Here is a 15,982-nt window from a genome sequence, read left to right as displayed (position 1 = left end):
CACCCGGGACACCTCACACCGTCACCAGCGGCAACAATGCCTCAAGCATCTTGGGACCGACGCCGTCCACTGCGTCCAGCTCCTCGACGCTCTTGAAAGCCCCATGCTCTGTGCGCCAGTCCACGATGCGTTGGGCAAGCACGGGTCCGACTTTCGGCAACGTATCCAGTTCCTCCATACTGGCCGTGTTGAGGTTGATTTTCCCTCCCGCAGCGTTTCCGGTGTTACCGGCATCGGCCACACCGCCGCCGGGTTGCGGACCTCCGCCACCAGTACCTCCTGCAGGTAACGCCTCGCCTGCCCGCGGCACGTGGATCTTTTGGCCGTCCTCCACCATGACGGCCAGGTTCAGCCGGTCAAGGTCCGCGCCGGGGACTGCGCCTCCGGCGGCCGTGATGGCCTCGTGCACGCGGCTTCCCGCCGGCAGCCGAACCACTCCGGGGCTGGTCACCGCGCCGGCCACGTGGACCACCACCGCAGCGGCGGCTTCAGCCTTCGGGTCCTCGATGTCCGGCCCGCTGCCACCGGTCCCCTCATCTCCCGTGGCAGCAGCCTCGGCTGAGGGGCCGGCCGCAGGGGTGCCCGGGCTGACACCGCTGAGGGGGAGGATTTCCGGCTGGCTCGCTGCCGCCTGCCACCAGAACCACGCTGCGGCAGCCACGCCAAGGACACCGAGAAGAACCGCGAGGCGGGTGCCCAACCGCCAACGGAATGCCGGTCCCAGCGCAGTGGACGCCGGATCTGGATCCTGTCCGTTTTCACCGGCCGTCACCACATGGGAGGCGTCCGGTTCGTGGCCCCCGGAGCCCTTGTACTCGAAGAGCTGATTCCCAACGGTGTCCAGCAACAGGCCGGACGGCGCCTCGCCGAGGGCTGCCTGCAGCCGGGTCCTGGCATGGCGCGCCGCATGGCCTGCTGTTCCAGCGTCCCGGCGTGACATAACTTCACGCTAGGGAACGCCGGGTTGAGGCAACAGGGCAAACGCCTGTTATGTGGAAAGCATCCCCGCCTCAAGAGTGCCGCATGGGATCGCCACCCGCGCTGGACGGAAAGCCATGCAGTCTGCCTAATCCTGTGCAGCTCCGGTCAACGTCCCGGATCGGGCAAATGACCGGCGGATACCCACGATCCTGACAGCGACTCCTGTCAGGACCAGGCCAATTCCGAGCGCCATCAAGATCCACACCGGTACAGAAGCGGCATCGATGTTCCGGTAGCACTCCGCCGCCAGCCCGGTGGTCCGCATCTGGATGTCGGCCTCTTCAGCAGCACTGCTTTGCGGAAGCAGCGGGCTGCCGCACAGCGGCCCCACTGTCTTCATTCCGATAACAAAACCCAGGATGTAGAAGGCGAACCCGACGGCGATTGTCAGAATCCAGCCGCGCCGCTGGCTCAGCTCCTGGTTGATGTCCACGGTCGAATTTCCCGGCGAGTCCCGAACCTCCATGTTCAGAGCCTAATGGAAGTTCCCCACGGAGACGCCGTACCGTATTTCCACAGGCCATGTGAGAGGTGTGAGAGGCATCCGTCCTGGAGGAAACGCTGGACCAGGCAATGCAGCGCTTCACCGGAGCTCTTGCCGAGGCTGCGCCCCAGTCCTCTTCAGCAAGGCGGGCGTAGCCAGCCGCCGGGCCGGTATACGCTAAGTGGACAAACTTCCGGTTGCTGCCGGGTCCTCCCCCACAATGACAGCGAGCACCCCAAGCCCTGCGTGGGCAGCCAGTACAGCGGGGAGGGAGCTGGCCTGGGCCGGGGGGCACTGCGGCAAAGCGCGGGCCAACCGTTCGGCCAGGCCTTTGGCCTCGTCAGGGTTGCCAAAGTGGTGGACAGCGAGTCGGACGGCAGGGGCCGGACGGCCGCCGGCATCGGCGGCAACAATCTCTTCCAGGCGGGCAACAGCCTTTGCAGCCGACCGCACCTTCTCCAGCGGAACGATTTTCCCCCCGTCCACTGCCAGGATGGGCTTGATGGCCAGCATCGTTCCCAGCAGGGAGGCAGCGGGACCTATCCGTCCCCCGCGGCGCAGCTGCTCCAGGCTGGGAACGTAGAAATACACTTTGGTCCGCGCTGCCTGGTCGGCCGCGGCAGCGGCAACAGAGGCCGCGTCCCCGCCGTCGGCAGCTGCCCGGACACCCGCCTGGACCGCCATGCCCAGGGCCATCCCGACCGTCCGGGAATCCACCACCTCCACCGGGATACCGACACGGGCCGCTGCAAGCCTGGCCGCATCCGCCGTCCCCGACAGTTCACCGGAAATGTGGACAGACACCACCGCCTCGAAACCGCGTTGCTGGGCCGAGCGGTAGGCCTGCTCGAACTGGCCGGGTGACGGCCGCGAGGTCTTCACTGGCGTTCCGCTCGCCAGCGCCAGGGCAATGGTCTCGGAGATGTCGTCTTCGCCTTCACCGTAGATCTCATCCCCCACCATCACGGGCATCGGTATCACGGTCAGCCGGCCGTCACCGCTGAGTCCTGCAGTCCAGTCGGCCGGCAGCGCCGCCGCGGAGTCGGTCACCACGGCAGTGCGTACGACGGCGGCTGCCTGGGTTGCGGGTGCTTCCTGCCCGCGGCGGCGTGCCGGCAGGCGTGCACGGACCCAGGGCCAGGCGGCGTCACGGTCGGGCAAGGGGGCCTCCTGGGGTCACAGCGGGCCGCCGGAGGATACCGGCGGCCCGTCCGGCCTAGGCCGGGACGATGTTGACCAGTTTAGGGGCGCGGACAATGATGGTGCGGATGCCGCGGCCGTCAAGGGCGCGCTGGACATTCCCGGAGGCCAGCGCCAGCTCCCGGAGCTCGTCCTCGGTCACGGAGGGGGGAACTTCCAGCCTGTCACGCACCTTGCCCTGAACCTGGACGACGGCGGTGACGGTGTCCTGCACCAGCAGGGATTTATCGTGGGCCGGCCAGCCCGCATTGGCCACCGAGGCGGGGTGCCCCAGCACGTTCCACATGTCCTCAGCCGTGTAGGGGGCGAACAGGCTCAGGATCACGGCAACCGCCTCGGCCGCCTCACGGACCGCAGGGTCCGTTCCGGCGCCGGGAGCTGAGTTGATCGTCTTGCGGGTGGCGTTGACCAGTTCCATCAGCTTGGCCACCACCACGTTGAACTTGTTGGCGTCCAGGAGTTCGGCGGCGTCGGCAATGGTCCGGTGCGTGACGGATCGCAGGGCGCGGTCGCCCGTGGTCACGTCGACGCCGGGTTCGCTTGCCACGTCCTGGGCGAGGCGCCAGGCGCGGGCCAGGAACTTTGCAGAGCCCGACGGCGAGACGTCCGCCCAGTCGACGTCGTCCTCCGGCGGGGAAGCGAAGATCATGGTCAGGCGCACGGCGTCCACGCCGTACTTGTCCAGCTGCTCACCGAGGTCCACTCCATTGCCCAGCGACTTGCTCATCGCCTTGCCGCCGTTGAGGACCTGGCCCTGGTTGAGCAGTGCCGTGAAGGGCTCGTTGGCTTCGATCAGGCCGAGGTCGTTGATGACCTTGGTGAAGAACCGGGCGTACAGCAGGTGCAGGATGGCATGTTCCACGCCGCCCACGTACTGGCCCACCGGCATCCAATCGTTGATCTTCTGCGGGTCGAAGGGGCCCTCGGTGTAGTGCGGCGAGACAAAGCGCAGGAAGTACCAGGACGAGTCCACAAAGGTGTCCATGGTGTCCGTGTCGCGTTTGGCCGGGCCGTGGCAGGTGGGGCACTCGACGTTGACCCAGGCCTCGGCCGCGGCCAGGGGCGAGGTGCCCTTCGGCGAGAGGTCCTCGCCGCGCAGGTCGGACGGCAGGGTGACGGGCAGCTGCTCGTCCGGGACGGGAACCTCGCCGCAGGACGGGCAGTGGATGATCGGGATGGGGGTACCCCAGAACCGCTGGCGGCTCAGCAGCCAGTCCCGCAGCCGGAAGTTGACGAACTTTTCGCCCGTGCCCTGCTGCTCCAGCATGGCGATCGCGGCCGGGATGGCTTCGGACTTGGGCAGGCCGTCGAGGTCGCCGGAGTTGATCAGGGTCCCCTCCCCTGCCGTGGCGGTGCCGGATGCGGCGGGGTCTTCCTCGCCGGTATCCAGGACTGCCCGCACGGGCAGGTCGAACTTCCGGGCGAAGTCCAGGTCGCGCTGGTCGTGGGCGGGGACGGCCATGATGGCACCGGTGCCATAATCAGCCAGGACGTAGTCCGCGGCCCACACCGGCAGCTTCTCGCCGTTCAGGGGGTTGACGGCGTACCGGCCGGTGAAGACGCCGGTCTTTTCGCGTTCGGTGGACTGGCGTTCGATTTCGGTGAGCGCCTTGACCTGTTCGCGGTATTCGTCCAGGGCTGCGGCGTGCTCGTCGGTGACGAGCTCGACGGCGAGCGGTGCGTCTGCGGCCACGACAAAGAACGTTGCGCCGTACAGGGTGTCCGGGCGGGTGGTGAAGACCGTGACCTCCTTGGCGGGCTTGCCGCCGTCGGCCTCGATCACGAAGTTGACGTGCGCGCCCTCGGACCGTCCGATCCAGTTCTTCTGCATGGCCAGCACGCGCTCCGGCCAATGCCCGCGCAGCTGTTCCATGTCATCGAGCAGCCGGTCCGCGTACTCGGTGATCTTGAAGTACCACTGGTTGAGGGACTTCTTGGTCACGGTGGTGCCGCACCGCTCGCAGGCCCCGTTGACAACCTGTTCGTTGGCCAGGACGGTCTGGTCCTTCGGGCACCAGTTGACCGGGGAGTTCTTCCGGTAGGCCAGGCCGCGCTCGTAGAACCGCTTGAACAGCCACTGCGTCCAGCGGTAGTACTCGGGGTCCGAGGTGTGCAGCCGCCGGGACCAGTCGGCAGAGATGGCGTAGCGCTTGAAGGACGCCGCCTGGGTGTCGATATTGGCGTAGGTCCACTCGCTGGGGTGGGCATTGCGCTTGATGGCGGCGTTTTCGGCGGGCAGGCCAAAGGAGTCCCAGCCGATCGGGTGGAGGACGTCGTAGCCCTTCTGGCGCAGGTAGCGGGCTACGACGTCGCCCATGGCGAACGCTTCCGCGTGGCCCATGTGCAGGTCACCGGACGGGTAGGGGAACATGTCCAGCACGTACCGGCGCTCGCGTGACCCGTCGTCGAGGGGCGTGAAGACCTTGAGGTCTTCCCACACCTGCGGCCATTTGGCCTCCATCGCCGCGAAGCTGTAGGTGCCCTCCTCGGGCACGTCCGCTGACACTGTTGCTGCTGTTCCGGTCTCTGTCTCCGGCTGAACGCCCACTGCTGCCCTCTTCTGTTCTGTTACGGCATCTGTGCTGCCATAACGGCCTGATCCCCCTGCTGCCACCGGGAAATGCTCCCGGACACACAAAAGCCCCTCGCCATGGAGGGGCTGCCGCACGCTATCCGTTGTTTCGGATACCGGGCGGCTGGCTAAGCAGAAGGATCGCACGCATGCAACCACTTTAGCGCACCCACAAAGTCTCCCGTCGCAAACGGGCGGCTGAAGCAGCAGCGAAGACCCTCTGTTCGTGGATAAGGGTGACTACAGCGAACGCAAGGAAGGCGGCCCCTCGCCCGGGTGTGGTGGGCACCGCTAAGCGGGCGGGGCAGGGGCCGCCTTCCTTGCGTGGTGAGACGGGGGCCGCCGCAACCACGAACTGCTGTCTAGCTGGCTACTTCACGTCCTCGTCGACCCAATCCATGGATTTGGTGACGGCCTTCTTCCACAGGCGCAGCTGGCGGTCCTGCTCCGCCTGGTCCATCTGCGGTTCCCAGCGCTTGTCCTCGGACCAGTTGGCCGAGCACTCCCCCAGGTCCTTCCAGAAGCCGACCGCCAGGCCGGCTGCGTACGCCGCACCAAGGGCGGTGGTCTCCACAACCTTCGGCCGGATCACGGGAACGCCCAGGATGTCCGCCTGGAACTGCATCAGCGCATCATTGGCCACCATGCCGCCGTCGACCTTCAGCTCGGTGAGCGGAACGCCCGAGTCCGCGTTCACGGCGTCCAGCACCTCCCGGGTCTGGAAGGCGGTGGCTTCCAGCGCGGCGCGGGCAATGTGGTTCTTGTTCACGAACCGGGTCAGCCCAACGATCGCGCCGCGGGCATCCGAACGCCAGTATGGCGCGAAGAGGCCGGAGAAGGCGGGCACAATGTACACGCCGCCGTTGTCCTTCACCGACGCGGCGAGGGTTTCCACCTCGGGCGCGCTGCTGATCATGCCCAGGTTGTCCCGCAGCCACTGGATGAGCGAGCCGGTGACGGCGATGGAGCCTTCCAGGGCGTAGTGCGGCGCAGCATCGCCGAGCTTGTAGCCCACAGTCGTCAGCAGCCCGTTCTTGGAATGGACAATCTCCTCGCCGGTGTTGAAGATCAGGAAGCAGCCCGTGCCGTAGGTGTTCTTGGCCTCGCCGGCCTCGAAGGCAGCCTGGCCGAACGTGGCCGCCTGCTGGTCGCCGAGGATGCCGGCCACGGGGACCTCGCGCAGAAGCTGCGAGGTGTGCACGGTGCCATACACCTCCGAGGAGGACTTGATCTCCGGCATCATGGTCCGGGGAACACCGAAGATGCCGAGGATCTCGTCGTCCCATTGGAGGGTTTCCAGGTCCATGAACAGTGTGCGTGAGGCGTTGGTGACGTCGGTGACGTGGACTCCGCCGTTGACGCCGCCAGTCAGGTTCCACAGGACCCAGGAGTCGGTGTTGCCGAACACCAGGTCACCGGCTTCGGCCCTGGCGCGGGCGCCCTCCACGTTGTCGAGGATCCATTTGATCTTGGTCCCTGAGAAGTAGGTGGCCAGCGGCAGCCCCACCTTTTGCTTGAAACGGTCCGGCCCGCCGTCCTTGGCGAGCTGATCCACAATGTCCTGCGTGCGGGTGTCCTGCCAGACGATGGCGTTGTAGACGGCCTCGCCTGTGGTCTTGTCCCACACCACGGCAGTTTCGCGCTGGTTGGTAATGCCAACGGCGGCAATATCGTGCCGTGTCAGGTTCGCCTTGGACAGTGCGGAGGCAATGACCTCCCGGGTGTTGTTCCAGATTTCAGCGGGGTTGTGCTCCACCCACCCGGCCTGCGGGAAAATCTGTTCGTGTTCCATCTGCCCCGAGGACACGATGCTGCCGCTGTGGTCGAAGATGATTGCCCGGCTGCTGGTGGTTCCCTGATCGATGGCGATTACGTACTGGTTCATGATGGACGTCCTTGTCTATATGGGTGTTTTGGGCAGGAGGAATTTGTTGATGGGTCAGGCTGCGGCGGTAACGATGATGGGCGCGAGGTTGGCCACGATGCCGCCAAGGGCACCGCCAACCAGCGGGCCCACTACCGGGATCCAGGAGTATCCCCAGTCGCTGGAACCCTTGCCCTTGATGGGCAGCAGGGCGTGGGCGATGCGCGGACCGAGGTCACGGGCCGGGTTGATGGCGTAACCGGTGGGACCACCGAGTGACACGCCGATGCCGACGACGAGCAGTGCGACGGCCAGCGGGCCCAGGCCTGAGGGGGTTCCGCCAAAGGTAAGGATGACGAAGACCAGCACGAAGGTGCCGATGATCTCGGTGACCAGGTTCCAGGGAGTGGACCGGATGGCGGGCCCGGTGGAGAAGACGCCGAGCTTGCTAGCAACCTCGGGTTCCGCATCAAAGTGCTGCTTGTATGCGAGCCAGCAGACCACGGCGCCAAGGAAGGCGCCCAGCAGTTCGCCGCCGAAGTACGTCAGCGTGGAGGCGAAATCCACGGGCACGCCCGGCGCGTATTCGGATTTTCCGTTGACCAGCAGCCCGACCGTTACGGCGGGATTCAGGTGGGCACCGGATTTCGCGGCAACGAAGACGCCGGCGAACACGGCGATGCCCCATCCCCAGGTGACCATCAGGAACCCACCGCTGTTGCCTTTAGTCCCCCGTAGGGCAACGTTGGCGACGACGCCGCAACCCAGGAGGGTGAGCATCGCCGTTCCGAATACTTCGGAAAGGAAAACTATTCCAAGAGACATCTTTGACTCCTTATTTTCTGATGGAGGTCCTTCGCGGGTTGAAGGACCGTGGGCCGGGGCGGGTTGCCGCCCCGGCCGGCAGCCGGGTGCTAGGCGACCAGGCTGTGGGTTTCTACACGGTGGAACCTTTGCAGCACGTCCTGCGCGTGCTTGATCTCTGCCGCACGGACCTCGGCGTTCCAGCCAAGGGGTACCGACAGCACATCTGCCACTTCGTTGAGCAGTTCGCCCGTCACCAGGCCCCTGAAGGCCAGGGAGGTCCGGCGGATGAGGACGTCCACCAGGTGCCCCACCTGCTCGCGGGCGGCCATGAACTCGAGTTCGCGGACGCTCAGTTCGCGGGTGGAGTGCAGCAGCCTGTCGGGCCCGGCGTCGAGGTACTCCATGACATCCTCGGCACGGGTCCCGTACCTGGTCAGGAGTACCGCGGTACGGTCGGCGTCACGGCCCGAAGCCATGTGCGCCTTGATCCACTTCTGCACGCCAGGCTCATCAGCGGGAAAGCCTGCGCCGCCGCCAATGGGGAGCTGTGCGGTGGAGACTTTGCGGGCCATCCCGATCTCGGCGAGCACGTCGTTGGCCATGTGTTCGGCGAGGGCCCGGAAGGTGGTCCATTTGCCGCCCACCAGGCTCAGCACCACGGCGCCCTTTCCGTTCCCGTCCTGGACGGGTTCGCGGCGCTCGATGCGGTAGTCGCGGGAAACGAAGCCGGGCTGGGTGGCATCGTGGCGTGGCAGCGGCCGCACTCCTGAAAAGGTGTAGACGATCTGTTCACGCGTGACGGGGAGGTCCGGGAAGACGTGCCCGATCAGGTCGAAGAAGTACTCGATTTCCTCATCCGTGCAGACGGCATCCTTTGCCATGTCCGCGTCCACATCAGTGGTGCCCACCAGGACCCGGTCCCCCATGGGGTAGATCAGGACGATCCGTCCGTCCGTGTGCTCGAAGAAGATCTCCCGGCCGCGGCAGGCTTCCAGGAGCGCAGGGTTGTCCAGCACAATGTGGGAGCCCTTGGTGCCGCCCATGAACCTGGAGGCAGTTCCCATTGCTTCGTTGGTGAGGTCCACCCAGGCGCCCGTGGTGTTCACAATGACGTCTGCAGTGAAATCGAATTCCTCGCCCGTGAGTTCGTCCCGCAGCCGGACGGTGCTTCCCCTCCCCGTGCCCGGATTGGGTTTGCCGGTCATGGACTGCAGGGAAATATAGTTGCTGGCACGGGCCGTGTAGCCCTGGGCATTGCCTTCGCCCACAGCCGAGCGGCCGGCCTTCTCCCCGTCCTGGAGGACGTCCAGGGTCAGGCGCTCAGGGTTGTGCACGGACGCGTCAAAGTAAGTGGCGGTGTACTTGACGTCCGGGCGGAGTGCGGGAAGTTCCGCACGGGCCCGCTTGCCGCTGCGGAACTGGTGCCGCGGTACCGTGCCGCCGTCGCGGGAGAACGAATCGTAGAGGCTGAGGCCGAGCTTGATCAGGAAGGCGCCGCGCTCCTTCGGCTTGCCCTGCTGCTTGTGCGTCAGGAAGCGCAGGGGCGCGGACAGCACGCCGGAGAAGGTGCTGAAGATGGGAATGGTGGTCTGCAGCGGCTTCACATAGTGCGGAGCGATTCGGAGCAGCCGGTTGCGCTCCACGACAGATTCCTGGACCAGGCGGAATTCGCCGTTTTCGAGGTAGCGGATGCCGCCGTGGATCATGTGGGAGGAGGCGCCGCTGGCTCCCTGGCAGTAGTCGCCGCGTTCCACGAGGGCAACGTCAACGCCCTGCAGCGCGAGGTCACGGAAAGTTCCTACGCCGTTGATGCCGCCGCCTACCACCAGCACCTTTGCATGCGGACGGCGCCGCAGATGGTGGACGGAACTGCGCTCAGCTCCCTGCTTCTCCGCAGGTGTTGCGGAAGGTCGGCCGGTTGAATCCTTGGGTCCCAAAACGACTCCCTTGGGCTTTGTGTGGCGCGGGCAACCGAGTGGGCGGGCCCGCCGTTCTCCACTATTGTTTGGACTAATGGAAAATGGAGTCAAGCACTATGCACAAACGTGCACAAGGGAGCGGTAATGGACCCGTCAAGGCACTCAGAAGCGCTGCGGGCTGCACAAATGTATTACCTGCAGGACCTGACCATGGATGCGATAGCCCGGGAACTCCGTACCTCCAGATCCACCGTGTCCCGGCTCCTGTCCTCGGCACGCGAATCGGGCCTGGTGCAGATCCAGATCCGCAATCCCCTGGATACCGGCCCGGAGCTTGAAAGCAGGATCCGGCAGCGCTACGGCGTGGATGTCCACGTGGTGCCGGTCCTGGAAACACTGAATGACGCCGAGACACTGGACAGGGTGGCCATGCAAGCAGCGCGCACCATCGGTCCCGTGGTGGACTCCAATGCGATCATCGGGGTGGCCTGGGGATCCACCCTGAGCGCCGTCAGCCGCCACCTCACCCGCAAGATCACCCACGACAGCGTCATCGTGCAGCTGAACGGCGCCGGCAACATGCACACCACCGGCATCACGTACGCCAGCGACATCATGCGGCGGTTCGGAAGCGCCTACGGGGCCCGGGTTGAACAGTTCCCCGTACCGGCCTTCTTTGACCATGCCGCCACAAAGACCGCCATGTGGAATGAGCGCAGCGTGCAACGGATCCTGGAACTCCAGGCGAAGATGAGCATTGCCATCTTCGGTGTGGGTTCCGTGGATGCGGACTACCCGAGCCACGTCTACGCCGGGGGGTACCTGGACGAGATGGACCTCAATATCCTGGCCACGTCCGACGTCGTGGGTGACGTTGCCACAGTCTTCTTCCGGGGCGACGGATCCTCCGACGGCATCATCCTGAATGAAAGGTCCACGGGCCCGGCCCTGGCAGAGCTGCGGCAGGTCCGTCGGAGGATCTGCGTGGTGTCCGGGGTTTCCAAGATCAAGGGGCTCCGCGGTGCCCTGGCCGCCGGCCTGGCCACCGACCTGATCCTGGATGAGGCCACAGCGCGGCGCCTGGTGGATTACGAGGGCCTCCCGGCGGCTAATGGGTAGAGTCGTGGCTATGAGAACCTCACCGCGGCTCAGCCTGAACAACGGCGTGCTGATCCACCAACTCGGCTTCGGGCTGTACAAGGTCCCGGCCGCGGACGCGGAAGGGCTCGTTGCCACCGCGCTCGCCGCCGGCTACCGCCACTTCGACACCGCCGCCATGTACGGCAACGAAACCGGCGTGGCGCGCGGGATCAGTTCCCAGCTGGGCGGGGATGCAGGCAGCGGAGGGTCGGGCGAACTCTTCCCGTCCCTGTCGAGACAAGACGTGTTCATCACCACCAAGGTGTGGAACGACCATCACGGCTACGACGCCACGCTGCGGGCCTTTGATGACTCCATGGTCAACCTTGGCCTCGATTACGTGGACATGTACCTCATCCACTGGCCCTGCGCCAGGCGCGGGCTGTTTCCCGATACATACCGGGCCCTGGAGACCCTGTACCGGGAAGGGAAGGTCCGGGCCATCGGGGTCAGCAACTTCCAGCCGGCCCATCTTGACCGGCTTCTCCAAACGGCAGAGGTGGTTCCCGCCGTCAACCAGATCGAGCTGCACCCGTGGCTGCAGCAGGCGGAACTGCGGACGCTGCATGACGGGCTCGGCATCAGGACGGAGGCCTGGAGCCCCCTGGGCCGCGGCCAGGTCCTCGCAGATCCCGTGGTCCGTGCCTGCGCCGCTGAACACGGCAAGACCCCGGCCCAGGTGATCCTGCGCTGGCACATGCAACTGGGCAACATTGCCATCCCCAAGGCCAGCACGGAGGCCCGGATCCGGGAAAACCTCAACATCTTCGACTTCGAGCTCTCGGACCGGGACATGGCCGCGCTTGCAGGGCTCGACCGGGGGCACCGCACCGGCTCGCACCCCGACCACGTCAACTAAGGCCACGCAGATGACCACAGCACACCCCGGGCCCGCCGCGCCCGCCTACTTCAGCCACGGGCTTGCGGCCCGCACGTCGTCCTCTTCGGTGGAGATCGACGGCGGCAAAGTTGCGTTCTGGACCTACGAACCGCTGCATGCCGGTCCTGAAACGCGGACCATCCTGGTGATCCATGGCTTCCGCGGAGACCATCACGGACTCCTGCGCGTGGCAGACCAGCTTCCCGACATGCGCATCATCATGCCGGACCTGCCCGGCTTCGGCGACTCGGAAGCGTTTGCGTCCGGTGAGCATTCCGTTGAGCGGTACGGCTCGTTCATCACCGGGTTCATGGCAGCCCTGGGCCTGGGCCCGGACACGGTCCTGCTGGGCCACTCCTTCGGGTCCATCATTGCCGCGCACTTCGTGGCCAACCACCCGGGAACCGTCAACCCGCTGATCCTCATCAACCCGATCGCAGCGCCGGCCCTCGAGGGTCCGAAGGGTGTGATGACCCGGCTCGCGGTCCTCTACTACCGGCTTGCCGCTCGCCTTCCCCGGCAGCTGGGACTGGCTTTGCTGCGGAGCCCGCTAATTGTCAGGGTCATGAGTGAAACCATGGCCAAGACAGCCGACAGGGACCTGCGCCGTTTCATCCACGACCAGCACAATGCCTACTTCAGCGCTTTCGCCAGCCGTGACAGCCTCCTTGAGTCCTTTACCGCCTCGGTCAGCAGCCACGTGGCCGAGGTGGCCGGCCGGCTCACCCTTCCGGTGCTGCTGATCGCCGGCGAAAAGGACGAGATCGCGGTGCTCCCCGACCAGCACCGCCTGGCTGCGCTGCTGCCGGACGGCGAACTCAAGGTGATTCCCGGCGTCGGACACCTGATCCATTACGAAACCCCCGAACCGGCAGCCTCGTCCATCCGCAGCTTCCTTAAGGACCACCCCGCGTGAAGATTGTCATCGACGCACGTTTTACCCGGACCGACCACCACGACGGCATCAGCCGTTACGGGGCGAGCCTGATCGCAGCCACCGCGAAAATCGCGGACGTTTCGATGCTGGTCTCGGACGTCCGGCAGCTGCCCCTGCTCCCGGATGTTCCCTACACGCTGATCAGCAGCCCGTTGTCGCCCAGGGAACTGTTTGTGGCGCGAACCGTTAACGCGCTGGGCGCTGACGTGGTGGTGTGCCCCATGCAGACGATGGGCACCTGGGGCCGCAAGTACGGCCTGGTCCTGACGCTCCACGACCTTATCTACTACGAACACCCCGCCCCGCCGGGATTCCTGCCCGCACCCGTGAGGCTCCTTTGGCGGCTGTACCACAAGGCTTTCTGGCCCCAGCGCCTGCTCCTCAACCGGGCCGACACCGTAGCCACCATCAGCCGCACCACCGAAGCGCTGATCGCAAAGTACCGCCTGACCCGCCGTCCCGTGCGGATCATCAGCAATGCCCCCCAGCCGGAGCAGGAACACGGACCGCGCCCCGCTGGCGCCGGTGAAGACCGCGCGCTCGTCTACATGGGCTCTTTCATGCCGTACAAGAACGTGGAAACCATGGTGGCGGGGATGGCGGGCCTGCCCGGACACACCCTCCACCTGCTCAGCCGCATCACGCCCCAACGCCGCGCCGAACTGGAACGCCTGGTTCCGCCAGGGGCACACGTGGTGTTCCACAACGGCGTCACGGACGAGCAGTATCACGAAATCCTGCGCTCTGCTGCGGCGCTGGTCACCCTGTCCCGGGCTGAAGGCTACGGGCTTCCCCTGGTGGAGGCCATGGCACTCGGCACCCCCGTTATTGCCAGCGACATCCCCATCTTCCGGGAAGTCGGCGGGGACGCCGCGCTCTACGTTGATCCCGAGTCCCCGGAACAGTTTGCCGATGCCGTGCGCACGCTCCAGGACAACGGTCACTGGGAGGAGTTGTCGCGGCGCTGCGTTGCGCGTGCACGGGAGTTCACCTGGGACGAGTCGGCCCGCCAGCTGGTGGAGGTGGCACACGAAATCATAGCCCGGCGCCGGGGCCGGGGTTAAAGAACGCCCCTAGAGGACGTCGATGCCGTCCAGCCGGAGCTGGAAAGGCTCGCTGAAGCGTTTCGCAGCGGCCGCAGCCCTGGTGACCCGCAGGACGCGGGTGACGGCCGCAGCCTGTCCGTAGGGGAAAAAGAGCAGGGTGCGCACATCCTCCGCTGAACGGCGGGGCGACGGCGGACCACTAAGCACCACGGGTGCGGGCCCGGCGGTCCGCAAGGTGATCCCGCTGGAGGCAAGTTCCGCCGCCACGGCACCGGTGTAATGTTCGACGGCGGCGCGCGGCCCGGTGACGGAAGCGATGCGGACCGCGGGGGGAAGCTGCAGTTCCATCCGCAGGGAAAGTTCCCGTTCCGCGTAACCGGCGGGGTCCCAGCGAAGCAGTGCGCCCACGGCAGCTGTATCCGCGGCCGTGACCACCACCAGCCCGCCGTCCGCCGCCGGACGCACCAGCGCGGCCGCGTTGAACCAGCGCCGCACTGTATCCTCGCCGGCGCGCAGTGTCTCCCGGCGCAGGAGTGAATCACCGTCCAGGAGCAGTGCAGCCGCGTATCCCCCGTCGGCTACCGGTTCGGCACCGACCGTGGCCACCACCAGCGCCTTGCCCGGACCCACCCCGGCCTTTACCTGGTCTCCCGAGGAAGTAACGACGGTCTTCCCGGGAAAGGCGCGGCCGAGTTCCTCAGCTGTCCTGATCACTCCGGTGGCACCCTTGCGCAGGCGCCTGCCGCCGCAGTGCACGCAGTGCCAGTCCGGCGCCGGGGTGGAGCACCAGCGGCATTGGGGCATGGCGGACGTGCCGCTGGCGCCCGCCACGGCCAGTGGTCCCTGGCAGCTGCCGCAGCGCGCCGGCTCCCGGCACATCTCACAGGCCAGCGACGGCGCATAACCGGCGCGGGCCACCTGGACCAGGACAGGTCCACGCTCCAGCCCCTCCTTGGCGGCCCGCCACGCGGCGCCGGGCAGGCGGGCGATCCTGGCCAGCGGATCCCGCTCCTGTTCGAAGCTGTCGGCAGTGTTGACGATGCGCGGAACTGTCCTCCGGACGTCAGGGCGGCCGGCTTCGACCGCACGTGCCCAGCCCGCCTCCACCAGCCGCTGGGCTTCCGTGCTTCGGGAGTGGCCTGCAAGGAGGCACGCGGCGTCCTCCTGCCCAGCCCGCAGGAGCAGCACCTCGCGGGCGTGCGCATACGGGGCGCGCTGCTCGATGTGGAGGTCGTCGCCGTCGTCCCAGCAGGCCACTAGGCCCAGGTCGCGAACCGGGGCAAAAGCTGCGGACCTGGTGCCGATGGCAACCCGGGCAGTCCCTGCCAGGAGCCGCAGGAAACTCCGGTAGCGCGGGGTGGGACCGTCGTCGGCAGTCAGCCGGGCAACTGCGTCTTCGGGCAGCAGCCGGTGGAGCGCCTCTTCAAGGCGGTCAAGGTCGCGGTAATCGGGTACAACCACCACGGCGCCGCGCCCTGATGCGTACGCGGCGGCCACGGCCTCCGCCAGCAGCTGGGGCCACCCACCCGGACCGAATCCCTGCAGCGGGTTGAGCACGGCCCTGGGTGATCCGCCACCGGCCAGGTGCTGCAGGAAGGCCTGGCCGTTTTGGTAGGCCGCCCATGCGCCCGGCAGGGCGTCCTGCGCGGGACCGGCCTGCAGGGCAGTGGCCTCGCGGGGTTCTGCCTGGTCCGGGACTGCCGGCCCCTCCGGCTCCGCTGACGCGAACTCCTTGTCCAGCTTGGCCACCCTGGGCGGGACGGCGACGCGGAGGACATCGCTGACCGTCCCGGCGTAGCGGGCGGCGACGGAGTAAACCAGCTCCCGGACGGCGGGAGTCAGCACCGGCACCGGGGACACAACCTTCGCCAACGGCACCAGGGTGTGTCCGGCGTCGGATTCCGCCACGCGTTCCATCAGGAACCCGTTGAGGTCCTGGCCGTTGAACTTGACCTTGACCCTGACGCCCGGCGTGGCGGCATGGTCGAGAGTGTCCGGAACCCCGTAATCGAAGAGCCGGTCCAGGTGCGGCAGTGAGGATTCCACCAGCACCCTGGCCACGGGCAGGTGCCCGGCCAGCTGCGGCCCGGCAGGCCGGGCGGGGGCCGGAAAGCCCTGCAGCAGAGACGGCTGCACTGCACCGGGGAGGTCC

General features: G+C 66.7%; 12 protein-coding genes. 4 read left to right on the top strand and 8 right to left on the bottom strand.

The features are described 5' to 3' along the window. Positions 1 to 13: 13 nt before the first annotated feature. The 7 genes from NFU08_RS00205 to NFU08_RS00175 form a co-directional block, all read right to left on the bottom strand. The gene (locus NFU08_RS00205) at positions 14 to 940 is read right to left on the bottom strand and encodes a helix-hairpin-helix domain-containing protein (protein WP_251420085.1); all 927 of its coding nucleotides are present in this window, start codon (positions 938 to 940) and stop codon (positions 14 to 16) included. Between the two features lie 126 nt (positions 941 to 1,066). Continuing rightward, complete coding sequence (locus NFU08_RS00200) at positions 1,067 to 1,447, bottom strand: hypothetical protein (protein WP_174174346.1); 381 nt, start codon at positions 1,445 to 1,447, stop codon at positions 1,067 to 1,069. Positions 1,448 to 1,642: 195 nt separating this feature from the next. Beyond that, a complete protein-coding gene (locus NFU08_RS00195) occupies positions 1,643 to 2,626 on the bottom strand; it encodes a DegV family protein (RefSeq protein ID WP_251420084.1) in 984 nt (327 codons plus the stop codon). Between the two features lie 55 nt (positions 2,627 to 2,681). Continuing rightward, positions 2,682 to 5,213 carry a leucine--tRNA ligase gene (gene leuS, locus NFU08_RS00190; protein WP_174174342.1) on the bottom strand — a complete coding sequence of 844 codons (2,532 nt, stop codon included), beginning with the start codon at positions 5,211 to 5,213 and terminating at the stop codon, positions 2,682 to 2,684. Between the two features lie 394 nt (positions 5,214 to 5,607). Beyond that, positions 5,608 to 7,122 carry a glycerol kinase GlpK gene (gene glpK, locus NFU08_RS00185; RefSeq protein WP_174174340.1) on the bottom strand — a complete coding sequence of 505 codons (1,515 nt, stop codon included), beginning with the start codon at positions 7,120 to 7,122 and terminating at the stop codon, positions 5,608 to 5,610. Between the two features lie 54 nt (positions 7,123 to 7,176). Continuing rightward, complete coding sequence (locus NFU08_RS00180; RefSeq protein ID WP_174174338.1) at positions 7,177 to 7,926, bottom strand: MIP/aquaporin family protein; 750 nt, start codon at positions 7,924 to 7,926, stop codon at positions 7,177 to 7,179. Positions 7,927 to 8,015: 89 nt separating this feature from the next. Further along, positions 8,016 to 9,845, bottom strand: a complete 1,830-nt coding sequence (locus NFU08_RS00175) for a glycerol-3-phosphate dehydrogenase/oxidase (RefSeq protein ID WP_251420083.1) — start codon at positions 9,843 to 9,845, stop codon at positions 8,016 to 8,018. A 126-nt stretch (positions 9,846 to 9,971) separates the two neighbouring features. Between NFU08_RS00175 and NFU08_RS00170 the strand changes: the two genes are divergently transcribed. Genes NFU08_RS00170 through NFU08_RS00155 form a run of 4 tightly spaced genes read left to right on the top strand, consistent with a single transcriptional unit; the run spans position 9,972 to position 13,848 of the window. Then, on the top strand, positions 9,972 to 10,946 hold the full coding sequence (locus NFU08_RS00170; protein WP_251420082.1) for a sugar-binding transcriptional regulator: 975 nt from the start codon (positions 9,972 to 9,974) through the stop codon (positions 10,944 to 10,946). Between the two features lie 10 nt (positions 10,947 to 10,956). Beyond that, positions 10,957 to 11,826 carry an aldo/keto reductase gene (locus tag NFU08_RS00165; protein ID WP_174174331.1) on the top strand — a complete coding sequence of 290 codons (870 nt, stop codon included), beginning with the start codon at positions 10,957 to 10,959 and terminating at the stop codon, positions 11,824 to 11,826. Positions 11,827 to 11,836: 10 nt separating this feature from the next. Continuing rightward, a complete protein-coding gene (locus NFU08_RS00160; protein ID WP_251420081.1) occupies positions 11,837 to 12,763 on the top strand; it encodes an alpha/beta fold hydrolase in 927 nt (308 codons plus the stop codon). Beyond that, positions 12,760 to 13,848 (top strand): glycosyltransferase family 1 protein, encoded by a 1,089-nt coding sequence (locus NFU08_RS00155; protein ID WP_251420080.1) that lies wholly within the window; start codon positions 12,760 to 12,762, stop codon positions 13,846 to 13,848. The genes NFU08_RS00160 and NFU08_RS00155 overlap by 4 nt, the downstream gene beginning before the upstream one ends. 9 nt (positions 13,849 to 13,857) lie before the next feature. Here the strand turns inward: NFU08_RS00155 and NFU08_RS00150 are convergent, their stop codons facing one another. Continuing rightward, the gene (locus tag NFU08_RS00150) at positions 13,858 to 15,966 is read right to left on the bottom strand and encodes a primosomal protein N' (protein ID WP_251420079.1); all 2,109 of its coding nucleotides are present in this window, start codon (positions 15,964 to 15,966) and stop codon (positions 13,858 to 13,860) included. Between the last annotated feature and the right edge of the window lie 16 nt (positions 15,967 to 15,982).

It is taken from the genome of Pseudarthrobacter sp. NCCP-2145 (assembly GCF_023708005.1).
In the GTDB taxonomy this organism is placed as follows: Bacteria; Actinomycetota; Actinomycetes; order Actinomycetales; family Micrococcaceae; genus Arthrobacter; species Arthrobacter oxydans.
Note: the sequence above shows the minus strand (reverse complement) of the source record. Positions and strands in the feature narration are given on the sequence as shown.